Genomic DNA, 17,676 nt, shown 5'->3' with positions numbered 1-17,676 from the left:
AGCGACAGATCGCCCGAGATTGCATCGCCTCTTTCAAGTCGACCGAGACCCGGTACACTGAGGCCGAGGTATTTGAGAAAAATTAAAGCATAGACAGGCATACAGGCACCTATGGAGACCTTCCTTTTTCAAGCCACGATCTATCTTGGGGCGGCAGTGATTGCCGTGCCACTGGCGGCACGTCTGGGGCTTGGGTCGGTGCTCGGTTATTTGCTGGCCGGAATTGTGATCGGGCCACTGACGGGGTTGGTGGGGTCGGAAACCAAGGACCTACAGCATTTTGCCGAATTCGGCGTTGTCATGATGCTGTTCCTCATCGGGTTAGAGCTTGAGCCGCGTGCCCTATGGAACATGCGTCAACGTTTGATCGGCATGGGCGGCTTGCAGATCGGTTTGACAATGCTTGCCATTTCAGGTGGCGCCTTTGCGATGGGTTATCCGCTTAATACATCCATTGCGATCGGGATGATCTTTGCGCTGTCCTCAACCGCGATCGTGCTGCAGACCCTGACCGAAAAGGGGTTGATGCAAACCGGCGGTGGGCGCGCCACGTTTTCAGTACTTCTCACACAGGATATTGCCGTCATCCCAATGCTGGCCTTTCTACCGCTGCTGGCGGTGCCCGTCCTGATGCAGGCCGAGCCTGATGGATCGCTTTCGCTTCCGGCGGTCGAACATGAACAAGCGAATCATGCCGCCCTTAGCCTTGTTGAAGGCCTGCCCGGTTGGGGCGTCACGCTGGTCACATTGGGCGCCGTTGCCGTTGTCATTCTGGCAGGGGTTTTCCTAACTCGTCCGGTGTTCCGTTACATCCACCATGCACGGCTGCGCGAGATGTATACCGCTCTTGCCCTGTTGATGGTTGTGGCCACTGCCGTGCTGATGGGGCTTGTGGGACTTTCCCCAGCGCTGGGAACGTTTCTGGCGGGTGTGGTGCTTGCCAACTCAGAATTCCGGCATGAACTGGAAAGCGATCTGGAGCCGTTCAAAGGGCTGCTGTTGGGTCTGTTTTTCATCACCGTTGGCGCGGGTATCGATTTTGATCTGCTGTTTGCCAGTCCCATTTTCATTGTCAGCATCGCCGTCGGTATGATCGTGATCAAAGGGCTGATCCTATACGGGCTTGCCCTGCTGTTTCGACTGCGCGGCAAGGATCGCTGGCTTTTTACCCTTGGCCTTGCCCAAGCTGGTGAATTTGGCTTTGTGCTTGTGTCCTTCTCACTGCAACAAGGGGTGTTGAGCGATGGGTTGGGTGGTCGCCTGCTACTGATCATCGCCCTTTCGATGTTGATCACGCCACTTTTGTTCATCATCTACGATATCCTCAGCCGCCGGATGCATGTCACCGAAGACGAAGAACATGACGAAGTGGACGAACAAGGGACGGTGATCATTGCGGGCATTGGCCGTTTTGGACAGATCGTCAACCGTTTGGTCCAGAGCGCGGGCTTTGACACGGTTGTTGTTGATAACAACCTTGCCACCGTACAGATGATGCGCAAGTTCGGCTTTCGCGGCTTCTTTGGTGATCCCACCCGGCCTGATCTGCTGAATGCTGCGGGGCTGGAGGATGCGCAGGTTCTGGTCGTAGCGATTGATGACAAACCCGCAGCGGTTAAGGTTGTACGCTATGCCCGCAAGGCCCGCCCTAGCCTGCATATCATCGCCCGCGCCCGCGACCGGGTGCATGTGCACGAACTTTATGACGCCGGGGCCAATGATATCGTCCGCGAGATGTTTGACAGCTCGCTGCGTGCGGGCCGCTACGCGTTGGAAAACCTTGGCCTGAGTGAATATGAGGCCGCCGAGATTGAAACAGCATTCTACCATCATGACCGGATGGCGCTGCGCGAATTGGCCGAGCTGTGGAAACCCGGCGTCCCGATGAGCGCGGTGCCCGAATACGTCGAGCGCGCGCGCGCTCTTAATAGCGCCTTGGAGATGGAGCTATCCGCCCGCCAGCAGGCCAATGAAACGAAGTCGCAGAAAGACTAGCCGTCGCTGACGCCTGCTTCTGCGAAGGTCGCCATGCCGGAATGGCAGGCAATTGCACCTTTAAGCACACCTATGGCCAGTGCCGCACCCGAACCTTCGCCAAGGCGCAAACCAAGGCTTAACAACGGATCTTTGCCAATCGCTGTCAGCAGGCGTTGGTGCGCGCCCTCGGCACTAAGGTGCCCGGCCACAGTATGGTCCAGCGCACCGTCTACGGTTCTTGCCAGCACCGCAGCAGCGGCGGAACAGATAAAGCCATCCAAAATCACCGGAATGCGGTGGTGCCGTGCGGCGGCAATCGCACCGGCCATCGCGGCCAACTCTCGCCCGCCAAGACAGCGCAGCGCCTCGAGCGGATCATCGGTGGCATGCAGCGCGAGGCCTTTGGCCACTACATCAGTTTTCCGCTCTAGCCCGTCATCATCCACACCGGTCCCACGTCCGGTCCAGGTGGCAGCATCGCCGCCCAGAACAGCAGCAGCCACGGCTGCGGCGGCTGTGGTATTGCCGATCCCCATCTCACCCGTCACCAGAAGGTCGGCGTTGGGGTCGACGGCGTTCCAGCCGGTTTGCAGGGCGTCCACAACCTCGGCCTCGGTCATTGCGGGCGCCGTCGTGAAATCAGCGGTCGGCGTTTCCAGTGACAGCGGGTAGACATCCATCTTGGCACCGAATGCTTTGGACAGCTGATTGATCGCCGCTCCGCCGTGTTCAAAGTTGGCGACCATCTGCACGGTGACCTCTGGCGGGAAGGCCGACACACCCTGCGCACAGACCCCATGGTTGCCTGCAAAGATGATCACCTGTGGGGCGTTGATCTGGGGCTGCGCTGTCCCGCGCCAACCTGCGTACCAGATCGCCAGATCCTCTAGACGGCCCAGCGCGCCGGGGGGTTTGGTCAGTTGTCCGTTGCGGTCCTGCGCGCCCGCAAGGGCGGTCTTGTCGGGTCCGGGGGCCTTGGCAAGTGTGTCACGAAAGGTGGCTAGGGTCGAAAATGGCGCTTGCATCAGGTCCTCGTTCTCGGCAAATCTTGCGCCCTGTTTAGCGCAGTTCGCACCGTAGAAAACCCCTGATAGGACGCCCCCTTGTTCAAACACGACACGCGCCTGATTGCCCCGGTTGATTTGCCCGCTGCCTTGGGGCTTTTGACCCGGTTGCCCATCATCGTGAACGGCAAGGCCGCGACGGCGCGCGGGGCCGCAGCGGCCTGGGCATATCCACTCGCGGGCGTTGTGATCGGTGTGATCCTCGCTGCCGTGATCCCGCTTTTGTTGTGGGTAGGCGTGCCCGGTGGCATCACAGCGGGGCTGGTGCTGGCCATGTCCGTGATCCTGACCGGGGCGATGCACGAAGACGGGTTGGCCGATAGCGCTGACGGGCTCTGGGGTGGCTGGACCAAGTCACGCCGGTTGGAAATCATGAAGGACAGCCATATCGGCGTTTATGGCGTTTGTGCGATTGCCTTGTCACTGCTGATCCGCTGGCTGGCGCTTGTGGTGATCATCTCTGTCGGGGCCTATTGGGTGGCCTTCATCGCCGTGGGTGCCCTAAGCCGGGCAAGCATGGTTGTAATGATGGCAGTGCTGCCAAACGCGCGCGGCAGCGGGTTGAGCAGTAGCGTCGGGCGCCCGCCCGAGGGGGCCGTTTGGCTTGCGATTGCGATTGCGTCGGTGTTTGCCGCCCTTAGCGGGATGATCGCGCTGGTTTTGGTCGCCGCAGTTACAACCGCCATATGTGGGGCGATTGCCAAGGCCAAGATCGGCGGGCAAACAGGTGATATTCTGGGCGCAACGCAACAGGTCACCGAAATGGCGATGCTGATCGCCGTTGTTGTGATGGTGACCTAAGGTAGCGTTTCGCACGCCAAGGCAACCGCAAAAGACCTGCGGTTCACATGCCGCCCGATATCGCGTGTCGTAAGCTGCCCATTATCAAGCGTGGTTGCCATCACCCGGCTCCAATCCGCATTGGCGGTGATCATCTCTGGCCCCTGCCCGCAATCACGGATGCCGCCAGCGATATCCGCCTCTCCGATCCGGTGGTTGGTTAGTCCGGGCAGATCGGCAACCGGGCGCAACGCACCGTCCCGAAAACGCCAGACCCGCAGAGTCTTTGCCAGATGCGGGCGGTCGATATAGGCGATCTCGACAAAGCCATCGCCATCCAGATCAGCGGCTCCGATTGGGGCCAGCCAACGGTTCGTGCGTCCGATGTGGGGGGTCGCTGCGATCTTGCCGGTCTCATCATAGACGGCAAGCTGCGCGCCAGCAGTTTTCAGTGTTTCGACGACAACAACCTCAGGTGTGCCATCGCCGTCAAGATCAGCCAGACGCGGTGCGACGTCTTCAAACACGCGGTCCTGAGGAAGTGTGAACCGGCGGTCGCCGGCATCAGTTGTGACGACAAGTGCGCCCCATTCAATTGCATCGCCAAGAATGCCATGGGCATAGCGGTCCGTCGGGGCTGCATAATCTGCCGAAAGGATCGTTTCTGCACAGGCAGAGGTGGCCATGACGGCCACCAATGTCAGGGTGCGGATCAAATCTGTTTTTCTGGCATCTGCACGCGCAGACCGTCCAGCGCGTCTGTTACCTTGAGCTGGCAAGTTAGGCGCGATTTGGCGGCGTCAGGCTCATAAGCAAAGTCGAGCATGTCTTCTTCCATGGCGTCCTTTGTAGGCAGCTTTTCCACCCATGCGTCATCCACATAGACATGGCAGGTCGAACAGGCACAAGCGCCGCCGCAGTCAGCCTCGATCCCCGGAATGCCGTTGTCGCGTGCGCCTTCCATCACAGTCAGCCCGTTGGCGACATCCACGACGTGTTCTTTGCCGCCGTGTTCAACATAGGTAATCTTGGCCATTTTTCTTGTTCCTTTGAAATCCACCGATCTGAAGACCTAAGTAGTGTACGATTCTTGCGCTCGCTACCCCCAAATGCACCATTCAATCGCCCGAACGCGGCGCTGTACTGTGGACTCTTGCCCCTTTCCACTTACCATTCACTTACGTTGGGTCGGGGAGGCCCAAAACATAGGGAGAGATCAATGAAGTATTTATCCAAAGCCGTCTTGGCGGCCAGCATTGCATTTGCTGCACCTGTGGCACAGGCACAAGAGGCCGAAGAGGCCAGCTATATCCTTGCGACTGCTTCGACCGGCGGCACCTACTACCCCGTCGGCGTGGCCCTTTCCACGCTTGTGAAGGTCAAGCTCGAACCACGTCAAAAGATCGGCATGTCCGCGATCAGCTCTGCCGGGTCTGGCGAAAACGTCCGTCTGATCCGCGAAGGCGAAGCACAGTTTGGCATTCTGCAGGGCCTCTTTGGCTACTATGCAGCCTCTGGCACCGGTCCGGTTGCTGATGCGGGTCCACAAGACCACCTGCGCTCTGTCTCTATGCTGTGGCAGAATGTAGAGCAGTTTGTCGTCGCTTCTGACGTGGCCACCACAGGCACGATTGAGGATATGGTCGCCCTAAAGGGCGAGGCGATGGCGCTTGGCCGTCAGAACTCTGGCACGATCGGTTCAAACGCCACCATCATGTCCGGTTTCGGCATTGATATCGAAAGCGATTATGAGCTGGTCTTTGCAGGTTACGGCCCGTCGGCCGAAGCGCTGCAAAACGGTCAGGTCAAGGGCATCGGCACACCGGCAGGCGTGCCCACAGGTGCGGTCAGCCAGTTGATGGCAGCGGCTGGTGACGGCGTCACCATGCTCGACTTCACTGATGAGCAGATGGCGATGGCGGATGGCGACCGCGGCCTTTGGACGCGTTATGTGATCCCGGCAGGGACCTATCCCGGTCAGGCCGCGGATATCAATACGATCGCCCAGCCGAATTTTCTGGCGACACATGCCGATCTGCCAGATGAGAATGTCTATCAGATCACCAAGACGATCTATGAAAACCTGCCGTTCCTGCAAGCGATCCACCCGGCCACCAAGGCCATGGCGCTTGAAGCCGCAATTGCAGGCTTGCCCGTGCCACTGCACCCCGGTGCGGCACGGTTCTATCAGGAACAGGGGATCGAAATCCCCGAGCGCCTGATCGCCAACTAAGCAAACTCTGGCCCGCGCCATCCATGGCGCGGGCCGGTCTTTATTCAAGGGGACGCCCATGTCAGAGGAAACCCCAACCGATGCACCGGGCCTGCGTGCCTTTATCGGGCAGCCAAACGCTGCCCTGACCGCGCTGTGTTTCGGGATCGCTGTCGGGCATATTGTCGTCGCACTTTATCCCCAACTGATGACAGAATTTCACCGCAACGCCTTTCACTTCGCCGGGTTCGCCTTTCTGGCGGCCGCGCTGCACCCGATGATCAAGGGCAAAACCCGCAGCGGGCCCCTTCTGGCATTTGATCTGACCTTTGGCATCCTTATCGCCGTTTCGGCCATCTACCTGCCCTATGCCGAGCAGGGCATTTATGACCGCAGCGTCAAATTCAACACGCTGGATTGGATCGCAGCAGTGATTTGTATTCTTGGCGCGATTGAGCTGACCCGGCGGCTGACAGGTTGGGTGATCCCGGCCCTGATCGTCATTGCCATTTCCTATGTGGGCTGGTGGGGCCAGTTGATTGGCGGGGTGTTTTCATTCCCTGGCTTGTCGTGGGAATCAATCGCTTTCCGTTCCATCTTTGGCGATGACGCGATGTTCGGAACGATTGCCCGGATTTCATCGACCTTTGTGTTTTTGTTCATCATCTTTGGCGCGTTCCTTCTACGCTCTGGTGCCGGGGATTTTGTGATCAATATCGCGCGCGCCATCGCGGGCCGGTTGGTTGGAGGCCCCGGCATTGTTGCCGTCATCGCCTCTGGCCTCACCGGGACGATTTCCGGTTCTGCTGTGGCCAACACCGCATCAACCGGGGTGATCACAATCCCTTTGATGAAAAAGGCAGGCTTTTCGTCCAAATTCGCGGGCGGGGTCGAAGCGGCCTCTTCCACGGGTGGCCAGTTGATGCCCCCCATCATGGGCGCGGGCGCCTTCGTCATGGCGAGCTTTACCCAGATACCTTATGAAACCATCGTCGCTGTCGCGGCCCTGCCTGCCCTGCTCTACTTCTTGTCCGTCGTCTTCTTCGTGCGGATTGAGGCACGCCGTCTGGGCCTGCAACCCATGGCCAATGATGGCGAAACGGTTGGCTCTGCCTTTAGGAAAGGCGGCGCCAGTTTTGTCATTCCCATTGGACTGCTGATCACACTGTTGATGTCAGGTTTTACGCCTGCCTACGCAGCCGTTTACGGCATTTTGGCTGTCATCGGGTCAAGTTGGTTGACGGAAAACCGCATGGGCCCGCGCGCCGTGTTTGAGGCGCTCGTTATGGGCACCAAAGGTATGATCATGACGGCGGTGTTGTTGTGCGCAGTGGGCCTTGTTGTGAACGTTATTGCGACGGCGGGTATTGGGAATACCTTCAGCCTGATGATCGCCGATTGGGCGGGTGGCAACCTGCTGATTGCCATTGTGATGGTGGCGATTGCCAGCCTTGTGTTGGGCATGGGGTTGCCAGTGACAGCAGCCTATATCGTGCTGGCGACATTATCCGCCCCTGCCCTTGCAGGTATGATCGCGGATAGGTTTGTAATTGACGCGCTGGCCAGCGGCAATCTGCCCGAGACGGCAAGCGCCATCCTGATGATCGGCGTACCGGACCCCACAGTGCTAGTTGGCCCGCTGAACTTTGAAGAGGCCCGCGACCTGATCCGGGCCTTACCGCTTGAGATCGCAGCCCCCCTGCGCGATCTGGTCGTCCCGCAAGACATCGCGATTGCGGCACTGTTGTCGGCCCATATGATTATCTTCTGGCTTAGTCAGGACAGCAACGTAACACCCCCCGTGGCCCTCGCGGCCTTTACCGCAGCGGCGATTGCCAAGGCCCCAGCGATGGCGACGGGCATTGCCAGTTGGAAACTGGCCAAGGGCCTGTACATCGTGCCGCTGATGATGGCCTACACACCACTGTTGTCGGGCGACTGGGGGGTGATGCTGGTCCTGTTTGGCTTTGGCGTCGTCGGTATCTATGGGCTCGCTGGGGCATTGCAGGGTTGTATGGAAACAGTGCTGAACCCAGCCCTGCGTGTGGTGTCTGGATTGGCCGGATTAGCATGTATTTGGCCCGGCCTGCTTTGGATGAACGTTGCCGGTGCTGCCGTGGTCATCGGGCTGCTGATCGTCAACGCCCGGCAATTGCCTGCAAAGGTTCAAACATGACGATACATCAGGGCAGTTGTCTTTGCGGGAACGTCACCTTTGCAATCAAGGGCGATTTGCCGCCTCCTAGCGCATGTCACTGCACAGCATGCCGCAAACATTCGGGCCATTTTGAAGCGTCGGTCGATATTCCCCGCTCAGCCTTGACGGTTACAGGCGAGGCGTTTGTAGGGTGGTATCAATCATCCGAAAAAGTGCGGCGTGGTTTTTGCAAGACCTGCGGTTCAACTCTGTTTTGGGATCCCATTTTTCACGATTGGACAGCGGTGGCGATGGGGGCTTTTGATACGCCGACCCATACCAAAATCGCGCAGCATATCTTTGTATCCGAGAAAGGCGACTACTACGACATCGCTGATGGTTTGCCGCAAAACCAGAGCTGAGCAAACAAAAAGGCGGCCCCAGACGGGACCGCCTTATCTGTTGAACGCTTAAGGCGGCTTATTCTTCGAGCACCAGCGCCACAAACCGCGGATCACCGCCGCGACGGACCAGTAGCAGGATCGACTTGCGCCCAGCTTCGGCCGCTGCTTCGACTTGTGCGGTCAGATCGTCCACGGTCGCAACCGCTTCTTGCCCTGCCTCGGTGATCACATCACCTTCTAGCAAGCCTTTTGACGCGGCCTCGGATTCTGGGTTGATCGCGGTGATCACCAGACCGGTATCATCGGTCAGCGAAAACTGATCGGTCAGCTCTGGCGTGATCTCGGACAGGGACAGACCAAGGATCTCGGACTGCTCTGGCTCTTCGCTTTCCTCGGTTGAGGCAGGGAATGCCACAGCTTCAGAGGTTTCACGACGGCCCAAAACAACGGTCAGATCTGCCATGTCACCATCGCGCAGAACGGCGACAGGCACTTCTTTGCCAACAGGGCTGTTGCCAACGATGCGAACCAATTCGCGGGTGTCCTCAATCTCGATCCCGTCGAAATTCAGGATCACGTCACCGGCCAGCATGCCTGCATTCTCTGCCGGACCAGCGGGCACATCGGTGACCAAAGCACCGCGTGCAAGGTCCAGCCCTTCGATGGCATCAACCATGTCCGGTGTCACATCCTGAATACGCACACCCAACCAACCGCGGCGGGTTTCGCCAAATTCAATCAGCTGATCCACGACATTGGTGACAACGGCAGAGGACATCGCAAAGCCGATCCCGATGGAGCCGCCATTGGGTGACAGAATTGCAGTGTTCACGCCAACCACTTCAGCATCCATGTTGAAAAGTGGACCACCAGAGTTGCCCCTGTTAATCGCAGCATCCGTCTGGATATAATCGTCATAGGTGCCAGAGAGCGCGCGGTTGCGCGCAGAGACGATACCCGCAGAGACCGAAAAGCCCTGCCCCAGCGGGTTGCCCATGGCCATGACCCAGTCACCGACGCGTGCGCCTTCGGCATTGCTGTCGCCAAATTCCACAAATGACAGACCTTCCAGATCAACCTTCAACACAGCGATATCGGTGTTGGGGTCGGTGCCGACCAATTCGGCAGGTACACCGGGTTCACCACCGGGGTAGAACTCGATCAGGATCTCATCGGCCCCTTCGATAACGTGGTTGTTGGTCACGATATAGCCGTCATCAGAGATCACAAAACCAGAGCCAAGTGCCGAAGACCGCCGCGAACCTTCATCAGGGCCACGGTCGAGATCATCAAAGAAATCCTCAAACGGGGACCCATCGGGCACAAGACCCTGCGGCCCGGTGCGGCCAGCGATTGTTGTGCTGGTTGTGATGTTGACGACCGATGGGCTGACCTGTTCAGCCAGATCCGCGAATGTTGCAGGACGCGATTGCGCGGCAGCGGCGGTGACCTGTGCCAAAACCATCGCAAAGGCGATGGCCAGAGCGGTCACAAGCGCCGCAATCAGCCGACGGCTGCGCGTCTGTTGGTGTTGAATTGCGATTGCCTGGGATTTCACGGGCAAATCTCCTTTTCATGTCTTTGGGGCGGGTCAACGCCGACCCTATCACCTGATGATGTTCTATGTAGGGCACAAAATGTGCAACGCAAACTTCGCGCACCAAGACTCAATTCAGTGTGAAGAATTCGTGTGTAATGGCTTGCATTGTTGCACAATTCTGCCTTTGCTTTGCCAACAACGCGTAAAGTTCAGAGTATCCTCATGTTTGAATTTGATCTGTCCCCGTCTTTTCTTGTTGCCTGTGCGGGCGGAGTTCAGATCATCGGTTACCTGCTGATCAACCAGACCTACCTGCGTCTGACCATGCTGTGCAGCACCTCGCTTTACATTGTGTATTACTTCTATGCAGCAGAAACGCCGCTTTGGGGTGCGATTGCAATTTCAACCCTGACACTGGTTGCGATCCTGATCGGATTGGCCGCCCTTTATGCCCGCAACGCCAGTTGGTCGCTGCCCGAGGAACACAAGGACATTTATCCGCTTTTCAATGAGCTCCAGCCGGGTGATTTTTCAAAGGTCATGCGGATGGCCAAGCGCATGAAGATCGATCAAGAACGTGTTGTGACCCGCGAAGGCGAAGAGATTGACGCGCTGTATTATGTCACATCGGGGCACTTCACTGTCCGCAAAGGCGCCGCGCAGTTTGAGGTGCCGGGCCCCACCTTCATCGGCGAAGTCGCCTATCTTATGGGACAACCCAGTGCCGCTACAACAACATTGCCAGCCGGAACTGAAGTGCTTGAATGGCCGCGCGATGCGTTGGCGCGGCAATCGCGCAAGAACCCCCGGCTGAAACTGGCATTGGAGGCGCTGATCTCTCGTGATTTGGCTGTGAAGGTGTCGCTGGCCGTTTCACCCGACGCCAAACCCGTCGCCGGTGAATGAAAAAGGGGCTGGCGAAACCGCCAGCCCCTTTTTTGTTGTTGTCAGAGCCTATTGGCTTGCAGCACCTTGGTCAGACTTCAGATAGTTGAAGAACTCGCTGTCAGGCGACAGAACCATCGTTGAGTTGCCAGGCCGCAAGGACCGCTGGTAGGCGGTCATAGAGCGGTAGAATTCAAAGAACTCTGGATCAGCGCCAAAGGCTTCTGCGAAGACTTCGTTCCGGCGGGCATCTGCCTCACCCTGAATGATCTGGCCTTCGCGTTCCGCCTCTGAGACCAGTTCGATCACAGTACGATCCGCTTGCGCACGAATACGCTGGGCCGCCTCGTTACCACGGGCACGTTCGTCAGCGGCTTCGCGGTCACGCTCTGCCTTCATACGCTCGTATGTGGCGTTGAGGTTTTCCGGTGGCAGATCAGTCCGTTTCAAACGCACGTCGATCACCTGCAAACCAAGCGCCTGCGCTTCGGCAATTGCCGAATTACGAATGCGCAACATCAATGCGGCACGATCCACAGACAGGATATCGTTAGAGGACACCGAACCCAGAACCTCACGTGTTTCTGCGCGCAGGATACTGTCAAGACGACGCGCCGCGGCCTCTTCACCGCCCGAACCGACAGCACGGCGGAACCGTTCAACATCTGCAATCCGGTAACGGGCAAATGCATCAACGACCAAACGACGGTCATCCGATGGCGTCACTTCAAGTGGCTCCAGATCACGGCTCAGGATACGGTCGTCATAGCGCACGACTTCCTGAATGAGCGGGATTTTGAAACCCAGACCGGGTTCTTCCTGCACTTTCACGATCTGACCAAACTGGAGAACCAGCGCCTTTTCGCGTTCGTCCACGATAAATACCGAAGACAAAGCACCGATCACAATAACCGCAATTGCGGGCAGTAGGAATGCTGACTTACGCATTAGTTTGACCCTCCGGTTGTATTGCGACGCAGATCATTGAGCGGCAGATACGGCACAACGCCTTGTCCTCCACCTTCGCCTTCATCCAGCAGGATGATGTCGACACCACCCAGCACGCTTTCCATGGTTTCAAGATACAGACGTTTGCGTGTCACCTCTGGTGCCTTTTCGTACTCGGCCAGAACGGCAGAGAAACGGCTGGCTTCACCTTCGGCTTCGTTCACGACCTGTGCCCGGTAACCTTCGGCCTGTTCGAGGATCTGAGCCGCCTGACCACGTGCTTCGGCCACAACCTGGTTGGCATAGGCGTCTGCCACGTTCTGGACCCGGTCACGTTCCTGTTCCGCATCCTGAACGGCGCGGAAAGAGGCAATCACCGGCTCTGGCGGGTCAGCTTTGTCAAAGTTCACACGGATGATTGTCACACCTGAATCGTAGCTATCCAGCGTGGATTGGATCAAATCGGCCAGACGATCCGCAATGGCACCACGGTCACGGTTGAGGATCGGGGCAAGATCGGATTGCGAGATAATCTCGCGCATCGCGGATTCGGCCACGGCCTCAATCGTTTGTGGTGGGTTGGCCAGGTTAAAGAGATACTTCTCTGGGTCGTCGATATTCCAGACGACCTGAAAATCGATATCAACGATGTTCTCGTCACCCGTCAGCATCAAACCGGCGTCCATCCCTGACCGGCTGGTGCCGATGTCGATGTTACGCTCGGTCGTGACTGCAATCACTTCGCGCGTGACAAAGGGCCATGGCGCAAAGTTCAGACCAGATTCGCCAATTTCAAGGAAATCACCCAAGAGCAGTTCAACAGACCGTTCTTCCGGGCGCACAGTATAGAACGACGCAAAAAGCCACAGCGCCACCGCACCAAAGATGCCCAGCGCGACAGTGCCGCGTGTCAGCTGTGGCCCGTTTGGCCCACCGCTGCCGCCGCCCGAACGTCGGCTGCCATCGCCGCCACCGCCCATGAGCACACGCAGCTGTTCTTTGCCTTTGTTGACCAGATCATCGATCTCGGGAATGTTGGGTCCTTCATTGTCGGGCCTGCGCCCGCCGCTGGGGCGATTGTCATCGTCACCCCCGCCTGAACCGTTATTTCCACCGCCGCCCCAAGGGCCACCGTTATTTCCTGCCATCGTTTCCCTATGCTTCCTTTTCATCGGTGCGCAGTTCTCGTTCGCGCCTTGCAATGCCATGTGTGGCTTATTGGTGCAAATTCAAGCGGTCCGCACCGGTTCCTTCATTGTCACAAGCTCTTCCGCCATAGTGGGGTGAACGGCCACTGTGCGGTCGAAATCTTCTTTTGTTGCACCCATTTTGACGGCAATACCTGCCAGTTGGATCATTTCCCCTGCGTGGTCCGCGACAATGTGACAGCCCAGCACTTTGCGGGTTTCGACGCTAACCACCAGTTTCATCAACACACGGTCGTCCCGATCCGCAAACGCATGGTTCATTGGCTTAAACGAGGTGCAGTAGATCTCAACGGGTTCCTGTTCGCGCGCGGCTTCTTCGGACAGGCCAACCGTGCCCATTTCGGGCTGCGTAAAGATGGCTGATGGGATCAATTCGTGATCCACTGGTGTTGGGTTGCCTTTGAAGACGGTTTCCACAAAGGCCATGCCTTCGCGAATGGCTACAGGCGTCAGTTGTACACGGTTAGTCACATCTCCGATGGCATAGATCGAGGGCACCGCCGTCTGGCTATAGTCATCGACCACAGCCTCGCCCCGGCGACCCACCTCTACGCCTGCGGCTTGCAGCCCCATGTCATCGGTGTTGGGCGCACGCCCAGTAGCGAACATCACCTGATCATAGACTGCTTCCTGACCATTGGTGGCCTTTACCCAGATACCTTTGCCTGTGCCCGTCTGGGGCAGCTGCGCAGGCCTGCCTTCTTCCATGGGCACGCCGTGGTCGTGCCCTTTCAAGTCATCTTCGGTCGCCGCGCGCATTTCTACGATGTTCGTGCCAAGATGCAGATCAACACCTTTGGCACGCATGCCTTCGGCCACCAGCCCGCGCGCTTCGTCGTCAAAGCCGCGCAGGATTTGTGCGCCGCGGTAGAATTGCGTCACCTTCACACCAAGGCCGTTAAGGATACAGGCGAACTCTGACGCGATATAGCCGCCGCCAACGATCAGAATGTTCTTGGGCATTTCATCAAGCAGGAAAATGTCGTTGGATGTGATCCCCAGTTCCGCCCCTGAAATCTCTGGCAGAACAGGCCGCCCACCCGTGGCCACCAGAATATGCTTTGCCGTCACATCTTTGCCTGTCGACAAGGTGACGGTATGGGGATCTTTCAGCGTTGCGCGTGCGTCGAAAATCTCAACCCCGGAGCCATCCAGCAATTTGCGATAGATGCCTTCAAGGCGGCTCAGCTCTGCATGGAGCTTGTCGCGAAAGCGCGGCCAGTTGAAATCACCCTCGTCCAGGTCCCAGCCATAGGCGCGCGCATCATCGAACATTTCCGAATAACCAGACGCAAAAACCATCAGTTTCTTAGGTACGCAGCCCCGGATCACGCAAGTGCCGCCCATGCGGAACTCTTCTGCCAATGCGACCTTGGCACCGGTTGCTGCCGCCACACGCGCGGCGCGCACACCACCTGATCCGCCACCGATCACAAAAAGGTCGTAGTCAAAAGTCATCAGGCAGGCTCCGTCTTTGGGTCTAATAGGGGAAGAGATCAGTCAGCAATATCAGCGAAGATGTTATCATCGTCACGCAAATCGAAACGTACAACCTCTGACGTGTCATTGGTGATGTCACGGACGGTCACCTTGCCGTCACCATGGCCAACAATGACAACATCGCAGATATCAATGAACAACCCGTTTTCAACTACGCCAGGTATCTGGTTCACGATCAGGCTTAACTGACGTGGATCGCCAATCCGCTTGAGATGCAGATCAAGGATGAAATTGCCCTCATCCGTGATGTAGGGCGTGTCACCGGCCATGCGCTGCACGATATCACGGCCCAGCACGTCCATCCCGATCAGGGTTTCTTCGATCAGCCCGTGGGTGACGGGCAAACCAAAGGGCAGGACCTCAATCGGCAAAGGGAATGCGCCCAGCGTATCAACCTTCTTGCTGGCGTCCGCGATGACGATCATGCGGTCACTGGCGGTTGCCACGATCTTTTCGCGCAGATGCGCGCCGCCGCCGCCTTTGATCAAGGTCAGTTCGTCGTCATATTCATCCGTGCCATCAATGGTGACGTCCAGCCATTTGGCCTCGTCCAATGTCACCACATCAATGCCCACTTCACGCGCCAGTTTCGCGGTGCGGTCCGACGTTGGCACACCTTTGATCTTCAGGCCCTCATCGCGGACCATCTCGCCCAGGCATTGCACCAACCAAGCCGCCGTCGATCCCGTCCCCAGACCGACTTTCATGCCACTTTCGACATATTCCGTCGCCTGTTTGGCCGCGATGAATTTAGCGGTGTCGATGGGGGATAATTCGCTACTCATGGGGCCCACTCCAACAAAGATTTCAGTGGGGTTATAAGCAAGATTGCAGCGGGGTGCGAGAGCGGAATTAGGGCAAGGTCACAAGAGCCTGATCTGAGCGCCTTTTTGGGGTGAAAGGTCGGATTTGAAGCGACGGCGCGTTATCGATCCGTTAGCGTCCGCGCATGACTGCTCCGCTGCGCCTTCACTATGCTCCTGACAACGCCTCGCTTTGCGTGCGATTGGCCTTGGCTGAGCTTGATTTGCCTTATGACACCGTTCTGGTGGATCGCGCCATGCGGGCCCAAAAATCAGCGAATTTCCTACTGTTGAACCCCAACGGGCTGATCCCTGTGCTGGAAACACAGCATGGCCCGATGTTTGAGACAGCTGCGATCATTCTTTGGCTGGCCGAACAGCAGGGCGATCTCATGCCCGCCCCCGGCACGCCAGAGCGGCAATACGCGTTGCAATGGATGATGTGGCTGGCCAATACACTGCACCCCAACTTGCGGATGATATTTTACCCCGACCAATACATTGATGGCGACACCGCAGCGCTGCGACAGAAAGCCGGAGCGCGCCTGATTGCCCACCTTGACGTGCTGAGCGCCAGCGAGACAACCCCTTGGCTTGATGATGAGGCTGCCAGCGCACAGGCCTGCTATCTTGGGCCGATGCTGCGATGGGCCGCTCTTTATGGTGGCGGCACCACTTGGTTTGACTTGCAACAATGGCCGCGCCTACATGCCTTTGCCCGGCGCGCTGAACAGCGCCCGGCCACTCTAAACGTCGCGGCGGCTGAAGGGCTGGGCCCGACACCGTTTTCCGCCCCATCGCCTTGCGATCCACCTGAAGGGAGTGCTCTTTAGCATGTTTCTATCCGTTTTCGATATGTTCAAGGTCGGCGTTGGCCCGTCGTCGTCCCATACCATCGGCCCCATGGTCGCGGCGGCGCGTTTCCTTGATCACCTGCGCGCGCAGCCCTTCGCGGTTGCGGGTGTGCAGGCCTCCCTGCACGGCAGTCTGGCCTTTACCGGCGTGGGCCATGCCACCGACCGCGCTGTGATCCTTGGATTGGCAGGGTTCAGGGCCGATGATTACGACGCGGCCAAGGCAGAGGCAGAGCTGGAGCGCATTCGCGAAGAACAGACTGTCATGCCAGATGGGCTTGGCACGTTGACGTTCAATGCAAAGGACGATGTGATCTTTGACTACGGCCCGCCCCTGCCCGGCCATGCCAATGGAATGATCTTGCGTGGCACCGACGGGCAAGGCGATGTCATCACGCAGGTGACTTATTATTCCATCGGCGGCGGCTTTGTTCTGACCGATGCGGAATTGGCCGCCGGCAAGGACAGCGACACAGGCGCGCCTGTGCCCTACCCTTTCCATACCGGTCAAGAGATGATGGATATGGCTGAACGCGCGGGCAAATCCGTCGCCGAGATGAAACGCGCCAATGAACTGTCACGGATGGCCGGAGCCGATCTGGATGCAGGCCTTGCCCGGATCTGGGAGGTCATGAACAATTGCATCACGCGGGGGTTAGAGACCGACGGTATTCTGCCCGGCGGCTTGCAAGTGCGCCGCCGCGCTAAGGGCATTTATGACGCGCTTTTGGCGGAGCGGGGCATGAACCTGACGGCTCCGCATACCATCAACGATTATATGTCGACCTATGCGATGGCCGTGAATGAAGAAAATGCCGCCGGTGGGCAGGTTGTCACAGCCCCCACAAACGGCGCTGCAGGCGTTGTGCCGGCAACGATTCGCTATTGGCTGGACCATGTGCCGGGTGCCACCGTGGCACGGATGCCTGAATTCTTGCTGACGGCGGCGGCGATTGGCGGGTTGATCAAGTTCAACGCCTCGATCTCGGGGGCTGAATGCGGGTGTCAGGCCGAAGTGGGCAGCGCATCCGCCATGGCCGCGGCCGGCCTTGCGGCCGTTCTTGGCGGCACCACAGAGCAGATCGAAAACGCCGCTGAGATTGCATTGGAGCATCATCTGGGCATGACCTGCGATCCTGTCAAAGGGCTGGTGCAGGTTCCGTGCATCGAGCGTAACGGGCTGGGGGCGATCAAGGCTGTTTCAGCCGCGTCACTGTCCTTGCGCGGTGATGGCAAGCATCTGGTTGCACTGGATGTGGCCATTGAAACAATGCGCCAGACCGGTGCCGATATGAGCGAAAAATACAAAGAAACAGCACTGGGTGGTTTGGCTGTAAACGTCCCGAATTGCTAGGGGTTCAAAA

The 17,676-nt window shown here is 58.1% G+C and carries 16 protein-coding genes; 8 read left to right on the top strand and 8 right to left on the bottom strand.

Annotated features, from left to right (window positions below):
- Positions 1 to 111: 111 nt before the first annotated feature.
- Positions 112 to 1,995 (top strand): cation:proton antiporter domain-containing protein, encoded by a 1,884-nt coding sequence (locus tag DHN10_RS07365; protein ID WP_108814628.1) that lies wholly within the window; start codon positions 112 to 114, stop codon positions 1,993 to 1,995.
- Here the strand turns inward: DHN10_RS07365 and cobT are convergent.
- Complete coding sequence (gene cobT / locus DHN10_RS07360) at positions 1,992 to 3,002, bottom strand: nicotinate-nucleotide--dimethylbenzimidazole phosphoribosyltransferase (RefSeq protein ID WP_108815123.1); 1,011 nt, start codon at positions 3,000 to 3,002, stop codon at positions 1,992 to 1,994. The genes DHN10_RS07365 and cobT overlap by 4 nt on opposite strands.
- Before the next feature lie 78 nt (positions 3,003 to 3,080).
- On the opposite strand from cobT, the gene DHN10_RS07355 reads away from it, so the two are divergent.
- Positions 3,081 to 3,842: an adenosylcobinamide-GDP ribazoletransferase gene (locus tag DHN10_RS07355; RefSeq protein ID WP_108814627.1), complete on the top strand. Its 762-nt coding sequence runs from the start codon at positions 3,081 to 3,083 to the stop codon at positions 3,840 to 3,842.
- On the opposite strand, the gene DHN10_RS07350 is transcribed toward DHN10_RS07355, so the two are convergent.
- Both DHN10_RS07350 and DHN10_RS07345 read right to left on the bottom strand, forming a co-directional pair.
- On the bottom strand, positions 3,839 to 4,507 hold the full coding sequence (locus DHN10_RS07350; RefSeq protein ID WP_108815122.1) for an FG-GAP repeat domain-containing protein: 669 nt from the start codon (positions 4,505 to 4,507) through the stop codon (positions 3,839 to 3,841). The genes DHN10_RS07355 and DHN10_RS07350 overlap by 4 nt on opposite strands.
- A gap of 26 nt (positions 4,508 to 4,533) precedes the next feature.
- Positions 4,534 to 4,857 carry a 2Fe-2S iron-sulfur cluster-binding protein gene (locus DHN10_RS07345; protein WP_108814626.1) on the bottom strand — a complete coding sequence of 108 codons (324 nt, stop codon included), beginning with the start codon at positions 4,855 to 4,857 and terminating at the stop codon, positions 4,534 to 4,536.
- Between the two features lie 183 nt (positions 4,858 to 5,040).
- Between DHN10_RS07345 and DHN10_RS07340 the strand changes: the two genes are divergently transcribed.
- Genes DHN10_RS07340 through DHN10_RS07330 form a run of 3 tightly spaced genes read left to right on the top strand, consistent with a single transcriptional unit; the run spans position 5,041 to position 8,592 of the window.
- Positions 5,041 to 6,054 (top strand): TAXI family TRAP transporter solute-binding subunit, encoded by a 1,014-nt coding sequence (locus DHN10_RS07340; protein WP_108814625.1) that lies wholly within the window; start codon positions 5,041 to 5,043, stop codon positions 6,052 to 6,054.
- Between the two features lie 58 nt (positions 6,055 to 6,112).
- Positions 6,113 to 8,209: a TRAP transporter permease gene (locus DHN10_RS07335; RefSeq protein WP_108814624.1), complete on the top strand. Its 2,097-nt coding sequence runs from the start codon at positions 6,113 to 6,115 to the stop codon at positions 8,207 to 8,209.
- The gene (locus DHN10_RS07330) at positions 8,104 to 8,592 is read left to right on the top strand and encodes a GFA family protein (protein WP_306419259.1); all 489 of its coding nucleotides are present in this window, start codon (positions 8,104 to 8,106) and stop codon (positions 8,590 to 8,592) included. The genes DHN10_RS07335 and DHN10_RS07330 overlap by 106 nt, the downstream gene beginning before the upstream one ends.
- A gap of 58 nt (positions 8,593 to 8,650) precedes the next feature.
- On the opposite strand, the gene DHN10_RS07325 is transcribed toward DHN10_RS07330, so the two are convergent.
- The gene (locus DHN10_RS07325; protein ID WP_234417092.1) at positions 8,651 to 10,039 is read right to left on the bottom strand and encodes a Do family serine endopeptidase; all 1,389 of its coding nucleotides are present in this window, start codon (positions 10,037 to 10,039) and stop codon (positions 8,651 to 8,653) included.
- Positions 10,040 to 10,336: 297 nt separating this feature from the next.
- Between DHN10_RS07325 and DHN10_RS07320 the strand changes: the two genes are divergently transcribed.
- Positions 10,337 to 11,020: a Crp/Fnr family transcriptional regulator gene (locus DHN10_RS07320; protein ID WP_108814622.1), complete on the top strand. Its 684-nt coding sequence runs from the start codon at positions 10,337 to 10,339 to the stop codon at positions 11,018 to 11,020.
- A 48-nt stretch (positions 11,021 to 11,068) separates the two neighbouring features.
- Here the strand turns inward: DHN10_RS07320 and hflC are convergent, their stop codons facing one another.
- The 4 genes from hflC to rpiA all read right to left on the bottom strand — a co-directional run bounded on the left by hflC (position 11,069) and on the right by rpiA (position 15,440).
- Positions 11,069 to 11,947: a protease modulator HflC gene (gene hflC, locus DHN10_RS07315; protein WP_108814621.1), complete on the bottom strand. Its 879-nt coding sequence runs from the start codon at positions 11,945 to 11,947 to the stop codon at positions 11,069 to 11,071.
- Positions 11,947 to 13,095 (bottom strand): FtsH protease activity modulator HflK, encoded by a 1,149-nt coding sequence (gene hflK / locus DHN10_RS07310; RefSeq protein WP_108814620.1) that lies wholly within the window; start codon positions 13,093 to 13,095, stop codon positions 11,947 to 11,949. Before hflK ends, hflC begins: the two co-directional genes overlap by 1 nt.
- Before the next feature lie 81 nt (positions 13,096 to 13,176).
- Positions 13,177 to 14,613: an FAD-dependent oxidoreductase gene (locus tag DHN10_RS07305; protein WP_108814619.1), complete on the bottom strand. Its 1,437-nt coding sequence runs from the start codon at positions 14,611 to 14,613 to the stop codon at positions 13,177 to 13,179.
- A gap of 38 nt (positions 14,614 to 14,651) precedes the next feature.
- Positions 14,652 to 15,440, bottom strand: a complete 789-nt coding sequence (gene rpiA, locus DHN10_RS07300) for a ribose-5-phosphate isomerase RpiA (RefSeq protein WP_108814618.1) — start codon at positions 15,438 to 15,440, stop codon at positions 14,652 to 14,654.
- Positions 15,441 to 15,604: 164 nt separating this feature from the next.
- Here rpiA and DHN10_RS07295 point away from each other — a divergent pair, with 164 nt between their 5' ends.
- Both DHN10_RS07295 and DHN10_RS07290 read left to right on the top strand, forming a co-directional pair.
- On the top strand, positions 15,605 to 16,291 hold the full coding sequence (locus DHN10_RS07295; RefSeq protein WP_108814617.1) for a glutathione S-transferase family protein: 687 nt from the start codon (positions 15,605 to 15,607) through the stop codon (positions 16,289 to 16,291).
- Position 16,292: 1 nt separating this feature from the next.
- Positions 16,293 to 17,666, top strand: coding sequence for an L-serine ammonia-lyase (locus DHN10_RS07290; RefSeq protein WP_108814616.1), 1,374 nt, complete (start codon positions 16,293 to 16,295; stop codon positions 17,664 to 17,666).
- Positions 17,667 to 17,676: the final 10 nt, after the last annotated feature.

The sequence above is a fragment of the Loktanella sp. Alg231-35 genome, from assembly GCF_900143545.1.
Lineage (GTDB): Bacteria > Pseudomonadota > Alphaproteobacteria > Rhodobacterales > Rhodobacteraceae > Yoonia.
This window is presented reverse-complemented; position numbering and strand designations above follow the sequence as displayed.